Source organism: Nostoc sp., from assembly GCF_036917195.1.
In the GTDB taxonomy this organism is placed as follows: Bacteria; Cyanobacteriota; Cyanobacteriia; order Cyanobacteriales; family Nostocaceae; genus Nostoc.
On record NZ_JBALDG010000054.1, the window covers coordinates 45,987 to 63,809 of the forward strand.

The 17,823-nt window shown below is 43.9% G+C and carries 11 protein-coding genes and 2 pseudogenes; 6 read left to right on the forward strand and 7 right to left on the reverse strand.

Annotated features, from left to right (window positions below; genetic code table 11):
• Nucleotides 1-128: 128 nt before the first annotated feature.
• The 5 genes from V7K40_RS17030 (at nt 129) to V7K40_RS17050 (ending at nt 8,930) form a co-directional block, all read left to right on the forward strand.
• Nucleotides 129-2,675, forward strand: a complete 2,547-nt coding sequence (locus V7K40_RS17030; protein ID WP_334961624.1) for a CHAT domain-containing protein — start codon at nt 129-131, stop codon at nt 2,673-2,675.
• A 188-nt stretch (nt 2,676-2,863) separates the two neighbouring features.
• On the forward strand, nt 2,864-3,772 hold the full coding sequence (locus V7K40_RS17035; RefSeq protein ID WP_334961626.1) for a DUF928 domain-containing protein: 909 nt from the start codon (nt 2,864-2,866) through the stop codon (nt 3,770-3,772).
• Between the two features lie 255 nt (nt 3,773-4,027).
• A complete protein-coding gene (locus V7K40_RS17040) occupies nt 4,028-6,805 on the forward strand; it encodes a CHASE2 domain-containing protein (protein WP_334961628.1) in 2,778 nt (925 codons plus the stop codon).
• Nucleotides 6,802-8,103 (forward strand): response regulator, encoded by a 1,302-nt coding sequence (locus V7K40_RS17045; RefSeq protein ID WP_334961630.1) that lies wholly within the window; start codon nt 6,802-6,804, stop codon nt 8,101-8,103. Before V7K40_RS17040 ends, V7K40_RS17045 begins: the two co-directional genes overlap by 4 nt.
• Nucleotides 8,104-8,588: 485 nt before the next feature.
• Nucleotides 8,589-8,930: a hypothetical protein gene (locus V7K40_RS17050; RefSeq protein ID WP_334961632.1), complete on the forward strand. Its 342-nt coding sequence runs from the start codon at nt 8,589-8,591 to the stop codon at nt 8,928-8,930.
• A 73-nt stretch (nt 8,931-9,003) separates the two neighbouring features.
• On the opposite strand, the gene V7K40_RS17055 is transcribed toward V7K40_RS17050, so the two are convergent.
• The 6 genes and pseudogenes from V7K40_RS17055 to V7K40_RS17080 form a co-directional block, all read right to left on the reverse strand.
• The gene (locus V7K40_RS17055; protein ID WP_334961634.1) at nt 9,004-10,008 is read right to left on the reverse strand and encodes a transaldolase; all 1,005 of its coding nucleotides are present in this window, start codon (nt 10,006-10,008) and stop codon (nt 9,004-9,006) included.
• Nucleotides 10,009-10,161: 153 nt separating this feature from the next.
• The gene (pyk, locus tag V7K40_RS17060) at nt 10,162-11,592 is read right to left on the reverse strand and encodes a pyruvate kinase (RefSeq protein ID WP_334961925.1); all 1,431 of its coding nucleotides are present in this window, start codon (nt 11,590-11,592) and stop codon (nt 10,162-10,164) included.
• Nucleotides 11,593-11,838: 246 nt separating this feature from the next.
• Nucleotides 11,839-12,882, reverse strand: coding sequence for a type I glyceraldehyde-3-phosphate dehydrogenase (gene gap / locus V7K40_RS17065; RefSeq protein WP_334961636.1), 1,044 nt, complete (start codon nt 12,880-12,882; stop codon nt 11,839-11,841).
• Between the two features lie 213 nt (nt 12,883-13,095).
• Nucleotides 13,096-14,136, reverse strand: coding sequence for a DUF2891 domain-containing protein (locus V7K40_RS17070; RefSeq protein ID WP_334961638.1), 1,041 nt, complete (start codon nt 14,134-14,136; stop codon nt 13,096-13,098).
• Between the two features lie 434 nt (nt 14,137-14,570).
• Nucleotides 14,571-14,777: pseudogene (locus V7K40_RS17075) on the reverse strand (B12-binding domain-containing radical SAM protein); the annotation flags it as partial.
• Nucleotides 14,778-15,612: 835 nt separating this feature from the next.
• Nucleotides 15,613-16,596: a CHAD domain-containing protein gene (locus tag V7K40_RS17080; RefSeq protein ID WP_334961640.1), complete on the reverse strand. Its 984-nt coding sequence runs from the start codon at nt 16,594-16,596 to the stop codon at nt 15,613-15,615.
• Between the two features lie 291 nt (nt 16,597-16,887).
• Between V7K40_RS17080 and V7K40_RS17085 the strand changes: the two are divergent.
• Nucleotides 16,888-17,226, forward strand: a pseudogene (locus V7K40_RS17085) (DUF3616 domain-containing protein); the annotation flags it as partial.
• Nucleotides 17,227-17,329: 103 nt separating this feature from the next.
• Here V7K40_RS17085 and V7K40_RS17090 read toward each other — a convergent pair.
• On the reverse strand, nt 17,330-17,734 hold the full coding sequence (locus V7K40_RS17090; RefSeq protein ID WP_273768657.1) for an NIL domain-containing protein: 405 nt from the start codon (nt 17,732-17,734) through the stop codon (nt 17,330-17,332).
• Nucleotides 17,735-17,823 lie beyond the last annotated feature (89 nt).

The following is a 17,823-nucleotide window of genomic DNA, read 5'->3' on the forward strand; positions in this document are numbered from 1 at the left end:
CATATTTCATTTTTGGAGATGTCTAATAGATCCAAGTTATAACTTGGGCAATATAAGTTTACTCATTCTTTAAGCACTTGTGCTGTGACTGATTTTTCAAAAGCTGTTATGAATCTTAGTAATTACTTATGGCTTTCCGAATTAAACAAACTCATTGGCTATATGTCAGCCTCAGTATTTTAAGTTTGTGTTTAGCATTTACCATTACACCTGTAAAAGCATCTCTACCAGTAACAACCACAGTTCTTTCTTCTTCCCAGCCGACCAATTGGCTAGAACAGGGACGGAACCTCTACCGTTCAGGACGCTTTACAGAAGCAATGACAATTTGGCAAACGGTAGCACAACAGTACCATACCCAAGGCGATCGCCTCAACGAAGCTCTAAGTTTAAGTTACCTCTCACTAACACAACAGGAACTTAACCAATGGGAAGCAGCCAGTCAATCTATTGAGCAAAGTCTGAAACTATTGCAAACCTCTATTCCCTCTGCTGATGCAATTCTCTGGGCACAAGCACTCAATACCCAGGCAAATTTGCAATTGCACAATGGCAAAGCCGAAACTGCCCTCGAAAGTTGGCAGCAAGCTCAAAAATATTATGAGCAGGCAGGTGACAAAATGGGCAGCTTGGGGAGTCAAATCAACCAGGCACAAGCTTTACAAAGTTTGGGATTTTATCGCCGTTCTAAAGTGCAGTTGGAGACGCTGACTCAAAAGCTCTTAGCAATGCCAGATTCGGAAATCAAAATCAGTGGGTTACGATCGCTTGGTTTAGCCCTACAAATGATTGGTGATCCAAAAAATCAAGAGGTGTTGGAGCAAAGTTTAGCGATCGCTCGTAAAATTGAAGCCAAACCCTACTTGAGTTCTATCCTGCTGAGTCTGGGAACAACTGCCGTTGACTTGCAAGATCCAGAGGCGGCATTAGATTACTTTGAACAAGCAGAACAGCTAGCCACCAATCCAAGCGATGGCTTGCAAGCACGTTTAGCTCGTTTCAAACTTTTCCTCGACTACGACAAGCCTGAGTTTGCTACCCCATTGGCACCTCAACTACTACAACAACTTAAGGAACTGCCCCCCAGTCACACCTCCCTCTACGCAGCCATCAATTTTGTGGCTACCCTGAATCGGCGCTCAACTCCTGACCAAATCATACCCTTGAAAGACCTGGCGCAACTCATGGCAGTCACAGTCAAGTCTGCACAGCAAATCCAAGATGCTCAAGCAGAAGCTTACGCACTGCATCAGTGGGGAAAACTCTATCGCCGTACACAGCAGTTATCACAAGCACAAGAGTTAACTCAGAAATCCCTCGAGATTGCCCGTCAACTCCAAGCTAACGATATAATCGCTCAATCTGCTTGGCAGATGGGACAGTTGGATAAACAACAGGGCGATCGCTCAAAAGCAATTAGTGCCTATACCGAAGCTGTCAAAGCCTTAAAGTCACTGCGAGGGGATTTGGTTGCCATCAACCCCGATGTTCAGTTCTCTTTCCGTGAAAGTGTAGAGCCTGTTTACCGAGAACTAGTCGGTTTACTTCTAGATAATCAACCGAGCCAAGCTGCATTAGTGCAAGCCCGTGAATTAATTGAGGCACTCCAAATTGCAGAACTTGATAACTTTTTCCAGGAAGCCTGTTTAGATAAAACTCAGCAAATTGATCAGGTTGATCCCACTGCAACCGTCATTTATCCAATCATCCTGCCCGATCGTTTAGCGGTGATTCTTTCCAAAGCCGGGCAACCACTCGATTACTATATCACTTCTAAATCTCAAGCTGAAATTGAGCAGACTCTAGGCAATTTTTTAGTTGCTCTCAATCCTGTCTCAGATTCCAAAGACCGAAATCGATTATCCCAGCAGATTTATGATTGGCTGATTCGTCCAGCACAAATCAATCAAGGATTCAAAGATACTAAGACATTAGTGTTTGTTTTGGATGGCCAGTTGCGTAACATTCCAATGGCTGCCTTATATGACGGTAAACAATATCTAATTGAGAAGTATGCAGTCGCACTCTCACCAGGATTGCAACTTATGGCTACGCGATCGCTAAAACAAAACAAAATGAATGCGATCGTGGGTGGTATTAGCGAATCTCGCGCTGGTTTTAATGCTTTGCCTGCTGTGGACTCAGAAGTTAAACAAATCTCAAAAGCGGTGTCGTCCTTTATATTGCTGAACCAGGAATTCACAAGTCAAGCCCTCGCTCAACGCGTGAAATCCAGTAATGCTGGTATTGTCCACCTAGCAACCCACGGACAGTTTAGCTCCCGCCTCGAAGATACTTTCTTGCTCACCTGGAATGGACAAGTCAACGTCAAAGAGTTGTCCGAACTCCTGAAAAATCGGCATGGTGATCCATCGAAAGCAATTGAGTTGCTGGTACTGAGTGCCTGTGACACAGCAGCAGGGGACGATCGCGCCGTCCTTGGGCTGGCAGGTTTGGCTGTCAAATCTGGCGCCCGCTCAACCATCGCCACTCTATGGCCAGTTAAAGATAAGGCAGCTGCGATGCTCATGACTCACTTCTATGAGCAACTGCGACAACCCAAAATCACTAAAGCCGAAGCACTACGGCAGGCACAAATAAACATGATTCAACAAACTGATTTCCATGATCCGTTTTTTTGGTCTGCTTTCGTTTTAGTTGGAAACTGGCTCTAATCAAGTAATAATACGTAATTAAATAAGATATTGTAATGTGTTTTTTACATGTTTTTATTAACAAATAGTCTATATTTTAGTACATATTATCCCATTATTACTGTGATTAGAGATATTCTATAAGTTACTTCCCACAGTAGCAATTAATGTATTTTGTATCACTTCTCAAGCAATTGAGGTATGACATTATGAAACGTCGATATTTAGCTAGTACATTGAGCCTTATCGCTCTAATTGCTAGCAGTGCCTGGACTAGCGCTAGTGCTGTGACATTTACCCCACCTGCAAAAAATAGCGCTCCTAGCCAAGCGACTGGGGGAGCTTCTCGCGGTAATATGTTTACCCCTGCTTCTGGCAAGGGTGCGCCCAGCCAAGCGACCGGGGGAGCTTCTCGCGGTAGTATATTTACCCCTGCTTCTGGCAAGGGTGCGCCCAGACATGCGACCGGGGGAGCTTCTCGCGGTAGTATATTTACGCCTGCCTCCGGGAAGGGTGTACCCAGACAAGCGACTGGGGGAGCTTCTCGCACTGGTACTTACTACTTGAATCCATCGACTGTAGAAGCAAAAGGGCCAACAGCGCTAATCGCACTTCTGCCCCAAAGCTTCTATGGCACAACAGTGTCTGAACGTCCCACAATTCTGGTGTATCTCCCTACTTCTAATGCCCAAGAAGCTGTGTTCAGCCTGAAAGATGAAGCTGGCAACATGCAGTATCAGATGAACATTTCAGTTGTAGAGAAAACTGGGGTGATTGCAATCAAGTTACCAGCTGATGCACCCGCTTTAACCGTTGGCAAAAACTACCAATGGTTCCTAGCACTCAAACTGGATGGGCAACTCAGTCCAAGTACGCCTTACGTTGATGGTTGGATTGAGCGAATCCAGCCCAGTGCTGATCTGGCAACCATAATGCAACAACAGGATGGGCTGAAGCGGGCGACTGGTTTGGGTAAAAACGGGGTTTGGTATGACTGTGTGGCAACACTTGCTGCACTGCACACCGCTCAACCTACCAATGCAACTCTCTCCAAGCAATGGGAAGAACTTCTGTCCTCAGTTAGTTTGAAGGAGATTGTAACAGCACCGCTAATATAGCACTTCTCAATTGAGTCGAATACAGACCTAACAAGAACAGCCCCTTCCCTTATAAAGAAGGGGAGTAAATTCAAAGCCTCTGACGCCACGTGAAACAAGAGTGGCTCGCCGCCGAACGCAGTGGCTCCTCCTTTTAGGAGAGAGGAAGTGTATTAACGAGCGCTATAGCATCCGCTAACTAACATAATCAACAGGTGTTGGTGGGGCATTACTCCACCAACACTGACCAACATCAATGAACTGTATGGCACAAATATGTGGCACAGATTTCAGACTTTCATCCAACGCACTCGCAGCGTCTTGATCATTAGCCCCAGTGTTGCTCTGACAGTTATTGTCGGGCAGTCGTTGGGGCTTTTTAATTTACCTGAATGGAAACTTCGTGATGAATGGGTTCGTTTGCAATCATCAGACAAAATAGCCAACGAGATTGTGATTGTCACAATCGATGAGCGTGATATTCAATCGGTGGGTAAATGGCCAGTTCCAGACTGGGCATTAGCACGATTACTCGATAAAATCCGGGCGCAACAGCCTCGATCCATCGGACTGGATCTCTATCGAGATTTGCCCGAAGGAAGTGGACATGAGCAACTCGGGCAAATTTTCCGCAGTACTCCCAATTTAATTGGAGTTGAGAAAATTATTGGTGAGCGCGTCAATCCGCCACCAGAATTGAAAAAAAGAGATCAGGTAGGATTAGCGGATTTAGTCCTCGATGACGATCGCTCTGTCCGTCGCGCCCTGCTCACAGCGGTGGATGCCAAAGAACAAGACACCATCAAAGCAGGGCTGGCAACCAGTGTAGCGCTCAAGTACCTCGAAGTCGAAGGGATTACCTTAGAAAGCATTGATCCCCAGCGGCAAAAGTTCCAATTGGGTAAGGAAGTCTACCAGCCATTGCAAAATCAAGAAGCAGGTTATGCTGATGGCGATTTAGGAGGCTATCAAATTCTGCTCAACTGGCATGGAACGGATGCAGCATTTCACACAGTGACCATGCGCGATGTGTTAGCAGGGAAAATTCCGGCAGATACAATGCGCGATCGCATGGTGTTTATTGGATCAATCGCCTCTAGTACCAACGATTTTTTCAGCACACCCTTCAGTTCCTCCTGGATATCTGCTCAAAAACCGACACCTGGTGTTGTTATCCATGCCAATATTGCCCATCAATTGGTACAAGGAGCTAAAACAGGAAAAACAACCCTCCATGGCGTTTCCAGCATTTCTCTGTGGCTCTGGATTGTTTTGTGGTCTGTTATCGGTTCTATGAGTAGTTGGTGGTTAGCCAGTGCGCCTAGAAAGCTACAGATTCCAGGGGGCCAGATTCTTTGGATAACTGTAGGTATCAGTGGGGTCTGCTTGGGGAGTGCTTACGGGATATTTTTAAATGGGATTCTGATTCCGGTTACACCAGCTTTAGCCGCATTCATCAGCAGTGTAATTGCGACAATGAATGCCTATAAACAGCAGCAGCTAGAAGAAGCGAATCGCCAACTGGAAATTGCTAACGATCAACTATTAGATTATTCCAAAACCTTAGAGGCAAAAGTCGAAGAGCGAACTCATGAACTGGTTGAGGCAAAGCAGGCTGCCGATGCCGCTAATCAAGCAAAAAGTGAGTTTCTTGCAAATATGAGCCATGAGCTACGGACACCGCTCAATGGCATCCTTGGTTTTGCACAGCTACTAGAGCGATCGCCAAACATGACAAACAAAAACCGCGAAGGAATCAATATTATCTCTCAATGCGGGACGCATCTTTTGATGTTGATCAATGATATTCTCGATATCTCAAAAATTGAAGCTCGTAAATTGGAATTGGTAGCAACTACTGTGCATCTGCCGACCTTTTTACACGGTGTTACCGAGATTTGTGGGATCAGAGCCGAGCAGAAAGGGATTACTTTTAATGTCTTAATCAGCGATCGCCTTCCCCTTGCCATTGAAGCAGATGAACAACGGCTGCGACAAGTATTGATTAACTTGTTAGGCAACGCGATCAAATTTACAGACATCGGTAGTGTGACGTTCAAAGTAGAGGCACTGGAGACTGGGCAAGATTCTTCCCAATCCCCAACCACTAAGATTCGTTTCCAGATTGAAGATACAGGTATTGGTATGTTACCAGACCAACTAGAGAAAATCTTTTTGGCCTTTGAGCAAGTGGGTGAAGCAGGGCAGCGATCTGAAGGTACTGGTTTGGGATTAGCCATCAGTCAAAGAATTGCAGCATTGATGGAAAGCCAAATTCTAGTGCAGAGTCGCTTGGGTGAAGGAAGTATATTTTGGCTAGATTTGACAGTCCCACTATCACTTTCCCATGACTGGCATGAACAGGCGATCGCCCCAACCCAGCATTCGATTACCAGAACTTCGGGTGGTGCGCCTCAGGTTCTGATTGTCGATGACGATTGCAATCACTGCTCGATGTTGACGAGTCTGCTGCAAGAAATTGGCTGTCGAACCTTGGAAGCAACCGACGGTAAACACGGGCTAAAAATGGTAAAACAATGCAACCCGGATGTGATTCTGCTCGATTTAGCCATGCCCAATATGGATGGTTTTGAGCTAATGATTCACCTGCAATCTGATCCAAAAACCCGTTCTATTCCAATCATCGTCTCTAGTGCCAGCGTATTCGAGGAAAATCGGCAGCGGAGTTTACAAGCAGGAGCAAAAGCATTCTTGCCCAAACCCCTCCAAGTTGACCAGCTATTCAATACACTGCGCTCGGTGCTAGAAGTTGACTGGAGTTATGCCCAATCTACACCTCAGCAGTCATCTCCTGAAGGTGAGTTACCTGATAACGAATGGGTTCTGCCATCGCAAGATGTTTTACAACAACTTTATCATCTGGCAATGATGGGCGATATCGCGGCGATCGAGAAAATGTTAGAAGAGTTAATTGCACAAAACAGCCAGCTAGCTCCTTTCGTAGTTGAGTTAAATAAACTCACTGTCAATTTCCAAACCGGACAAATACGTAAATTTATAAAATCATTTGTAATAATGGAGTCACGGCAATGATGGCTGATTCTCTCTCGAAGCCAATACGTATCCTTTTGGTAGATGATAATCCAAACAATCTCAAAGTGCTATCAGAAATGATTCAGGGATATGGCTGGAAAGCACTCATGGCAACGAATGGAGAGTCGGCGATCGAACAAACTGAATATGCCCTTCCTGATCTGATTCTCCTGGATGTGATGATGCCTGGTATTGATGGATTTGAAACTTGCCGCAGGCTGAAAGCCAATCCCATCACTCAGAATATTCCAGTCATTTTCATGACTGCCCTATCCGATTCTAAAGACAAGGTGAAAGGATTAGAAATTGGCGCAGTTGACTATGTTACCAAACCCTTCCAGCAGGAAGAAGTCATTGCCCGATTAAAGTTACAACTGAAAATCTCCCATCTCACATATACCCTAGAGCAAAGGGTACAAGAGCGCACCGCAGAATTAACCCAATCTCTACAGCAGTTACAACAAACCCAACTACAACTGATCCAAAGTGAGAAAATGTCTACTCTGGGACAACTTGTTGCAGGCATTGGTCATGAAATTAATAATCCGATTGGTTTTATTGAAGGAAATTTCTCTTATATTACAGAATATACAAATAATCTTCTTCACTTGGTCAACCTCCAACAGCAGAAGCTACCGCATCCAGAACCAGAAATTGAAGAACTTCTCAATCAAATGGACTTTGAGTATCTAGCAGAGGATATTCCAAAATTGCTAGCATCAATCGGCCAGGGAATTGAACGCCTTAAGGGCATCAGCCTTTCTCTGAGAACCTTTGCTCGCTCAGATATTTCATCTAAGATGGAGTTTCAGATTCATGAAGGGATTAATAGCACCTTAATGCTATTAAAACACCGATTGCAAAACAAAAAAGACCGCCCAACAATCGAGGTTATCACCCAATACGGTAATTTACCTCCAATCAGTTGCTATCCCGGACAGCTGAACCAGGTCTTCATGAATATCATCGCTAATGCCATTGATGCATTGGATGACCTCAATCAAAACCACTCTTATCAAAAGATTGCTGCTTGCCCAAACACTATCACTATCACTACATCAGTTAATTATCAGCAAGAAACTGTCACAATTTGCATTCAAGATAACGGTATCGGGATGCTTCCTGAGGTACAAACTCGAATTTTTGAGCAATCTTTCACAACTAAACCTGTAGGTAAGGGAACCGGGCTTGGATTAGCTATCAGCTACCAAATTATTGTTGATAAACACAATGGAAAAATCGACTGTTTGTCAATTCCTGGTGAGGGAACTAAGTTTATTATTACTTTGCCGATTTAATATTTGATGTCGAGTTTATCATCTCAACTCAATCTACAACCTTTTTAAATGTTTTATAATACTTTGCCGATTGGGAAAAGTTACATTTTGCTAGGAAGCATCCCAAATGTGTAAAAATATAATTTGTCATAATGAGCGGAATGCAGTCAAGCAAAGCGATCGCAAAGTCAAGATGAAGCAAATTGCAACATTTCTGCCACCTTGTGGGTTCTCCATTCGCAGAGCATTTCCAAGAGTTGGAGTCTGCTTCATTCGCAATTGACAAGTAACAATTTTGGTAAATTTGCTTGGATTGGGATGCTCTCTTTTACTAGACACTTACTATTTTTATACATAGTTTGCTTTAATTTACAATTACCCTAAGACTGAAATTGAAATACATAATTTTATACTAGATTAAGTTTAAAAAAAGTTTGTGAGCGATCATTTGTTGACTTTAAGGTGTTTAATAAACTTATTACCAAAAGTCTAGTAGAAGTAAAAATATGAAAGGTTTCAGGAAGTTATCCTCAATAGCACTATTGCTATGTGCCTTTGTGTATCCGCCCTCATTAGCTGAAGCAAAGGATATTTCTTTAAGTAATGTTCACAATGAACACAGCGCTGCACCAGAGGCTAACCTAGTTGGAGATAAAACCGGAGAGCTTTTAATTGCTCGACGGCGGTCAGGACGATACCGAAATATCCGACGACGGCAGATTATCCGACGACGGCAGCGTTTTAGACGATACGAAAATTTCCGACGACGGGAGCGTTTTAGACGATACGATAATATCCGACGACGGGAGCGTTTTGGAGGATATGGTAATATCCGACGACGGTATTGATGACTGCTGATCCAACTAAGCCAATTGTTAATGGTTAGTGGTTATTAGAATAACCACTAACTATCGTTACGTTCTAATGAGTTGCTACTACCTCTCCTTCAAGGCGAACCAGTCGGTCTGCCAAAAGTTTTTCAAGGTCTTCTAGTGCCTTAGTGAAACCTTTGATGCCCTCGTCTAGTTTGTCAAATGCCATGCGGTCAGCAGCGTGCATCTTGTCAAAGGTAGCTTTGTCAATGGATATCTTTTCAATTTCCAAGTTTGCTACCTTGGCGGGGTCAAGTTTGCGTGGCAGTTCTCCAATAGTTACGTGTAATTCAGCCAAAAGTGACGGCGAAATTGTCAACAAATCACTACCTGCAAGTTCAGTAATTTCACCAAGGTTGCGGAAGCTAGCTCCCATAACTTCGGTTTTATAGCCGAATTTCTTGTAGTAGTTGTAGATTTTGGTGACAGACAAAACTCCTGGATCTTCGGCTGCTGGGTAGCTATCGCGTCCGGTATTTTTTTTGTACCAGTCGAGAATCCGACCGACGAAGGGAGAAATTAGAGTAACGCCAGCTTCTGCACAGGCGATCGCTTGGTGAAGACCAAACAACAAGGTAAGGTTACAATGAATACCTTCTTTCTCTAGAATTTCTGCGGCGCGAATGCCTTCCCAGGTGGAGGCAATTTTAATTAACACCCGATCGCGGTCAACTCCAGCTGCTTTATACTGAGCAATTAATTCCCGTGCCTTAGTCAGGGTAGCTTCGGTATCATAGGACAAGCGAGCATCCACTTCTGTAGACACACGACCGGGAATGATTTGCAAAATCTTTAATCCAAAGGCTACTGCCAAACGGTCAAAAGCTAGAGAAACTATCTCTGCTTGGGTGCCTTTGGCTCCAGCATCTTTCTTCGCCTGGAGTAAAGTTTGATCGACAATTTCCTGATATTCCGGCATCTGCGCCGCAGCAGTAATCAAAGAAGGATTGGTGGTAGCGTCTTGGGGTTTGAACTTTTCAATTGCCTGGATATCCCCTGTATCTGCGACCACAACAGTCACTTCTCGCAATTGTTCCAGTAAATTCTTAGACATAAAATGCTCCGTGATGAATGTTACAGGATTTACTTATTCCCCAGTTCTTTACACTCTCTACTATTCCTTCAATTCTGATTCTGGCAATTTTTCTAAATCATTGCCCAATTTTTTACTATCTTGAGCCACAACCACAGCCCTATTCTAAGTGCCTTATGCTGAAATTGGCTGTCCAATGGAATGCACTTTGATTAAACTAGTTGTTCCCGATTTACCAATTGGAACGCCAGAGGTAATCACTACTTTATCGCCCTTATTCGCTAAACCCATGTCTACAACTGTATTTACCACATTGGTAAACATCTCTTCGGCATTGTGGACTGGTGGGATAAGCAAAGGTTCCACACCCCAAGAAAGCGCTAGCTGGCGATAAGCAGTAACATCAGGGGTTAGGGCAATAATCGGAGAAGTTGGCCGGTATTTAGACACCATTCTGGCTGTACTTCCTGAGGAAGTGTTACAGAGAATTGCCCGTGAGCCTGTTTCATAGGCGATGCGACACACTGATTCTGCCACAGATTCGGTGACGCTGAGACTGCCTGCTTCATGACACCAGGCATGTCTACTAGCCTCATCTAGAGCCTGTTCTGTCCGCACGGCGATATTGTGCATCATCTGGACGGCGGCGATGGGATATTGTCCGACAGCGGTTTCACCAGAAAGCATTACTGCATCGGTACCATCTAAGATAGAGTTAGCAACATCGGTTGCTTCGGCGCGGGTGGGGTCAGGGGCGCTAATCATCGACTCTAGCATTTGCGTGGCTGTAATCACCGGCTTGCCAGCACGATTGCAACGGCGAATAATATCTTTTTGAATTAGGGGTACTTCGTGAATTGGCACTTCCACCCCTAAATCGCCACGGGCAATCATAATCGCGTCGGCAACTTTCAGAATGGAGTCAAAGTTTTCTACTGCCTCTGCTCTTTCGATTTTGGCAATTAAGCGGATGGAAGCGCCAGCGGCTTCAATCATTCGCTTGGCGGGTTCTAAGTCTTGTGGCGATCGCACGAAGGACACCGCTACCCAGTCTACACCCAACTGAATCCCAAAGCGCAGATCCAGCAGGTCTTTTTCGGTGATCGAACTGACAGGTAAAGGAGTTTCCGGCAGGTTTACTCCTTTGTGCGTAGAAATTAATCCGCCAATTTTCACTTGGGCCCGAATGTGATCGGCATCACGATCAGTAACAATCAACTTGACGCGACCATCATTAATCAAAATCGGTTCGCCTGGTCGCACCATTGCAAATAAAGTCGGCAATGGTAGGGGTAGTTCCTCAATAGTCTCACCCTTTTCTTGCAAAACAAAGGTAACTTCACTACCAGCTTCTAAATTTAACCCTTCCGGTGGTAAAATTCCCAAGCGAATCTTGGGGCCACACAGGTCTTGCATAATTGCGATCGGCTTTTGCTGCTCAGTACTAATCTGCCTGAGATAGTGAGCCGTTTTGGCGTGGAATTCATAAGCCCCGTGGGAAAAATTCAGGCGCGCCACATTCATTCCAGCTTCTACTAAGGCTTGCAATCTTTCAGGTGCAGATGTAGCCGGCCCAACAGTACAAATGATTTTGGTTCGACGCATAGGGATTGGGGGTTGAGGAGTAACTTGCAAATTTGGATGCTTTGAGCGATCGCCCAAAGCATCCAAATTTACACGTGCTTCATATCACTGGGTTGCTAAGTAAAGATACTAAATGACGTTTTACTTTCGGGGTATTTACCATTTGACCCAAATCCCAAATTTGAGGCTGGGGACTGGGGACTAGGGACTAGGGAAAAAACTTAATCACTAATGCCCCATGCCCTATGCCCCATTTCCAACAACTAATCAAACCGCAGCAGCTGTCGGGGCAAGCTTTTCCTTTTGTGACATAGACAACATCAGGTCAATCACGCGATTTGAGTAACCCCACTCGTTGTCATACCAAGCAATTACCTTGAAGAAGTTGGAGTTCAACTCAATCCCAGCACCTGCGTCAAAGATACTGGAATGGGTATCGCCTTGAAAATCTGTGGAAACTACTTCTTCATCTGTGTATCCCAAAATACCCGATAGTGAGCCAGCGGCAGCCTCCTTCATGGCAGCACAGATTTCCTTATAACTGGTAGCTTTGGCAGTTTTGAAAGTTAAATCAACTACAGAGACATCGGGAGTCGGAACTCGCAATGCCATACCAGTCAACTTACCCTTCAATTCTGGTAAAACCAGTGCTACGGCTTTAGCTGCGCCTGTGGAGGAGGGAATAATATTCTGGCTTGCACCTCGACCACCCCGCCAGTCCTTTTTGCTGGGGCCGTCTACAGTTGGCTGGGTAGCAGTCATAGCATGGACTGTGGTCATCAACCCTTCAGTCAACCCAAAGTTGTCATTGATCACCTTAGCTATGGGAGCTAAACAGTTTGTAGTGCAGCTAGCATTGGAGACAATGATATCCTTGCTGAAGTCAAACAGGTGATGATTGACACCCATTAGCAGGGTAGGAACTCTATCTGGATCTTTAGTGGGAGCGGAAATTACCACTCGCTTTGCACCTGCCTTTAGGTGGTTTGCGGCTCCTTGGTAATCAGTGAAGAGTCCCGTAGATTCCACGACATAATCTGCACTTAATTGTCCCCAAGGTAACTCAGCTGGATTTCTCACTGACACGCAAGGAATAAAATGCCCGTCAATGAGGATGCCATCTTCCTTAGCTTCAACCCTGTGCTTTAATTTGCCGTGGGTTGAGTCGTACTTCAACAGGTAAGCAAGGTTATCTGGTGGTACTAGATCGTTAATACCTACAAACTCGATATTGGGGTTATCGATACCAGCGCGAAGCACAAGTCGCCCGATTCGACCGAAGCCATTGATACCAACTTTCAATTTAGTCAAGATTAAACCTCCCGTTGTGGAAGTTGAACAAAAGGAGAAAGTTAAAAGTCAAAATAGATTGCCTTTTACTCTTTACTTTCTGATCCTGACAGCCTCGGTCGGCTAAGGGATATTTACTTGGCATCTTTTAAGGTTTGGGAAATTGGGGATTAGGAATTGGGAAAACCCTCATTTAATTTACTACTTATCTCTTTGAGCTAATTGTTCGAGTTTTTACAAAGTCTGATAGGTTCCACGATTCGTTAGGAGGTAAACAGCAAAAGTTCCTACCCAGTGACTAGCTGCATAATGTTCACTTATAACATCTGCTAGTCCATGCCAACGATGGTGAACGGCAGTAGAGCGAAGGGTTTCTATGCGGCGATCACTATCTGCCAATCCAGAGATGATCCCCTCAAGCATCCAAGCGCGACTGAGATTAAGACCCCAGAAGTGGGATTGCGCATAATCTTTAGGATTATCTACTTTGGCTGGTTCTAACCAATTTGCTGAATTCTCAATCGGTATTTGGGGAAGAAAATCGGTCAGCCAGTCAGTGAAAGCTGTTGTTGGGAGGATTCGCCGCATCAGGTCTGCTTCAGCAAGGCCAGGAGAGAGAAAATCGTAGCCAAGCGGCTCGAATTGTAAGGAATAATTGCGATCGTTGAGATAGAATTGCTGTGCCTTGTTCTCCACTAACTGAGTGAAGTCGATATTTTCGGTAATCCGTGCCCAATCTAGCATCAAACCAAGTGCAAAAGCTGTTTGGCTATGCATCCCTGTGCGATTCGGGAGTTTCAGTGCCTCAATCCAACGGTGTAAGTTAGCTGCAATCAACTTTTCTAGCGGTTCCAATACAATCTGCCATTCTTTCGTTTGAGGATGATTCCACTCGTGAAGTTCCGCAGCCAGTTGCAGAAGCCATGCCACACCATAAGGAAATTCATAAAAGGGCCGCCGCTGGAAATGAGCAATCTCTCCTTGAATCTTCTGTGGTGTTAAGCTCTGCTCAAGTGCTTGCTTTGACGCTAGATTGAAGGAGGCTTCAGGAAAGTGACGCATGAGACGTACCAGCAACCAGTGACCATGTACGGCTGAATGCCAATCTAAGCAGCCATAAAAAGCAGGAGTCAATTCACGCGGTGGTTTTATATCCTCGTCGCTATCAACCCAATACAGACCAGTGTTAGGATACTCCCGCCCGATACAATCCAGCACTAATTGAGCAAATTGTGTCGCAGTCGTTTCATTAATCTCCAAATTATCGGCTGGCATGGTCACTTAGTACAGTTTTGCGTAAAAGCGTAGCATTTTTAATGCAGGCGAACGCATTAACAATGTATCGAGATGCATTGGCATTGTAAGGGGACGCATTAACAATGTATCGGGATGCATTGGCATTGTAAGGGGACGCATTAACATTGTATCGGGATGCATTGGCATTGTAAGGGGACGCATTAACAATGCGGCCAACGCATTAATATTGTATTGCGATGCATTAGTATTGCAAAGGATTTAGATCCCGGACTTCTTCAAGAAGTCCGGGATCTGGGCAGCAACTTTCGCTTACAGCAGTTTTCATGTATTTGAACCACATCTGTCGTAAGGGCACAGCAATGCTGTGCCCCTACCGCGTGGTCTATTTACCTGAAAACAGCTGTAAGTACCATTCCACCCAACAATTTGTCTTAACCCAAGCCTATTGTGAATAGTTGATCTGGGTTTTTGGTGCGGGGTTTGCGACCATAGAGAACAATAATGTCGCAAAATTCACACCGAAAGGGACATCCACGCGAAAATTGCACCGACATCTCTGCATAGGCTTCAAATTCTACTAAGTCAAAGCGAAGAGTTGGAATGTTGGTAACATCTGGTTTTTCAGCATCAGAGCGAAAGATACCTGTGCGATCGCCTCGGGCGGCAATTATTACTACTTTCAGACCAGAGAGGACTCAAAATTGCTGAATAAGTGCGAAGAGTATGTAGACGCGCAGCACAAATCCAAAGACTCGGAAACTTTGGGCTTGTCGTCAGACATCGCAATTTCTGGAAATCCTCAAACATGCATGGGTAAATAATTTAGCCGGAAATACAGGACTTCTAGGACGATTCTAATATCTGTTCTTTTTATGACTTGGCAAATTGGCAACTATCAGAAAATTAACTGTGTTATTTTCAATACTATACAAGGTGTATTTGCACTTTCAAGCTATTTAGACGGGCTGCAACCCGTCTTTATTTATCACTAGACCTCTTTGAAATCTCGTTTCCAGGTTCTACCTTGGAAATGGACTTCAAAGCGGCTCTGCTGCGAATTCGGGAGGTACCTCTGTATGGGCATTCCCAGTCTCCGACTGGGAACGAGGCAAATAGAAGAATCATATTTTAATTGAGTGAAGGGATTGAACGCACTGCCTTGGGCTTTTAAGGTCGGCCTAAGGCGATCGCAACCAGTTTGTACTGGGGAGCTATCCTAGAAAGGGCTGCTGGACTAATTTCAGGCTTGTGCTTTGCTGAAAATAATCCTATTGTCCAGATTCCCCAGAGCAGTGTTTATGTTTTGTCGCTAGAGGCTCCTATTCAACTGTCTGCTCGTTAGTTTAATCCTTGCCCAATAAAGATAGGACTTACGCAATAACTCTATGAAACCTTATTCCTTTGTGTCCTACCCTGCGGGAAGCCACTTCGTGTCTATGCGTCCTTTGCGGTTCGTTTTTTGATGATTTTGCGTAAGTCCTGAAAGAGAAACTTTTAATTTATTACTCCTGAAAGCGGGTGCAGTATTGTTAAATGAAAGCTATGCCTGGTGTCAGCTTTCAGATAGCGTTCTTGCAAGGGTTGCCACTGCTGCCATGACTGGTAACGATTTTCAGTTAACAAATTAGCAAGGGTGGGCAACTCAGTTTGAATTTCTGACTTGAATACATCTGCAAGCCAGTCAGTTAAGACCGCACTATCTTGCATCGTACCCAAAATTTCTTGAATACTTTTCACTTCTGTAATATAAGCTGTGTAAGACTCGCCATATAAGTCAGTAAATAACTCCATCTGGTAGCGTATACGTTTAGCTTCTTTTCGCAAGCTATGAATAATTTCACCTTCTGTTGTCAATTGTTTTTCTATCTTTTCTGGTTTCCAGTTTTTTTGAATTTTCACTTCTGATTCCACAAATTGGGTGCCAACTAGCCAACCCGGATGCAGTAAAAAGTTACTCAATTCTGGTAAAAGTAAATCTGGTAGCACTTGCTGGATAGCAACAGATGCCAAAGGTTGATAACTGGGTTTCTCTAACCATTTCTCTAATGCATCTTTTAGAGACTTATAAGATTCATCCTTTAACGTTTTCTGTACACTCGATAGGACATCTTCACGTTGTTTAGCCAAAGCTGTGAAAACTGTTCGTAGAGATTCCTGCTCTTTGCAGGGTAAGTTTGGTTTGTAATTATTTTCCAAACTTTCTTTGAGTACGTCTAAATCTCGCAGACTACCAAGACGACGGGCTATTTTACCAATATTTTTATCGCTGACTGGTTTTGATACATCTAACGCTAGCCCAAATTTAGTTACAGCCGTGCGTAGCCGACGCATTCCCACTCGCATTTGGTGCAGCGCTTCTGGATCTTCATCTTTTTTCACTGATTTTTCCCACTTCAAGGTTTTCTTAAAGTGTTTTTCAATCGCTTGATACGCGTAGTCCCCTAAAGTTTTTACCGTGGGTTGTGTGGCTAATTTCATAATTGGTCTTAATGACTACCTAATCAGGTTATTGCATAATAGCATTAGTTAAAACTTTGCATCTACTACTTTTGATATTTTTTTATTCAATGAAAATGGTAAAGTCGGATTCTGACTATCTATATTTCTATACTCTTCTAGAAATAAACTATATCTATCAGAGGTTTGAAAAGCAGATTTACCCCTGCAATTTAGATATTAGTGATTGCTTAATGATATTTTGCATAAATTAAATGATTTATTATCATAATAGCAAAATGAATATTTTTGTAATCATAAAGATAATTTAAAATGTCAAACTCATATTTTTTCAGTAAAGTTTTATTAATTTTTCTAGATAATTTTAAAGAACATAGAAAAGACTTATCAGCAGTGCGATTAACACATCAGAAGTATTTATGGTTGGGGTCAGATGAAACCTCAACTATTGAACAACTCTCTTTGGTTGATAATGATAAATTTACAGAGCATCAACAATTTGGGGTAGCAGAATTTATCAGTTTACCTACATCAAAAGAGGAAGAAATTGATATAGAAGGACTTGCTTACACGGATTATTATCTATGGTTTGTTGGTTCTCATAGCTACAAACGTAAAAAACCTAAATTTGAAAAGACAGGTGTACAAAATTGGTAGTTTATGACTCTCCAGCAAAGACTAAATTGGTCGGTGATAGTGGTGTAATAGCGGATGTGTTTAAGCTGGGCTAAAATCGATTTTGGATTTTGGATTGTTAAAGGTTAGTGGAGATTGCTTGTACGGGACAGCTGGGGATACACTGTTCGCAGACGATACAGCGCGATCGCGTGAATGTCAACTTATATGTCTCTGGGTGGAGGGTGAGGGCTTCGGTAGGACAAACCCCAGTACACAAGCCACAGTGAACACAGACATCAGGATCAATCGCAATTTCGCCTAATGTATAAGAAACGCTAACATGGCGCGATCGCATCCACTCGATTGCTGCATCTAATTGATCGATGTCTCCCGATAGTTCCACTACCAGTTTGCCAATTTGATTTGGGGCAACTTGGGCGCGGATAATATTGGCGGCGACGTTGAACTCTTTGGCCAGTACGTAAGTCACTGGCATTTGCACGGCGCGTTTTGGAAAGGTGAGTGTTACTCGTTTTTTCACAGGTTTAGCAGAGGGTTTTTTCTGTTGTAGCGTATTGGGAGTTTTATCAGTTCTTCTCTACAGGACGCTGTGCGAACGGGCAAGGCAGA

What these genes read in the sequence shown, in the direction of transcription:
- V7K40_RS17070 (WP_334961638.1), bottom strand. Translation starts at nt 14,136, where the DNA reads ATGCCAGCCGATAATTTGGAGATTAATGAAACGACTGCGACACAATTT.
- V7K40_RS17030 (WP_334961624.1), top strand. Translation starts at nt 129, where the DNA reads ATGGCTTTCCGAATTAAACAAACTCATTGGCTATATGTCAGCCTCAGT.
- V7K40_RS17055 (WP_334961634.1), bottom strand. Translation starts at nt 10,008, where the DNA reads ATGTCTAAGAATTTACTGGAACAATTGCGAGAAGTGACTGTTGTGGTC.
- V7K40_RS17040 (WP_334961628.1), top strand. Translation starts at nt 4,028, where the DNA reads ATGTGGCACAGATTTCAGACTTTCATCCAACGCACTCGCAGCGTCTTG.
- pyk (WP_334961925.1), bottom strand. Translation starts at nt 11,592, where the DNA reads ATGCGTCGAACCAAAATCATTTGTACTGTTGGGCCGGCTACATCTGCA.
- V7K40_RS17080 (WP_334961640.1), bottom strand. Translation starts at nt 16,596, where the DNA reads ATGAAATTAGCCACACAACCCACGGTAAAAACTTTAGGGGACTACGCG.
- V7K40_RS17045 (WP_334961630.1), top strand. Translation starts at nt 6,802, where the DNA reads ATGATGGCTGATTCTCTCTCGAAGCCAATACGTATCCTTTTGGTAGAT.
- V7K40_RS17050 (WP_334961632.1), top strand. Translation starts at nt 8,589, where the DNA reads ATGAAAGGTTTCAGGAAGTTATCCTCAATAGCACTATTGCTATGTGCC.
- V7K40_RS17035 (WP_334961626.1), top strand. Translation starts at nt 2,864, where the DNA reads ATGAAACGTCGATATTTAGCTAGTACATTGAGCCTTATCGCTCTAATT.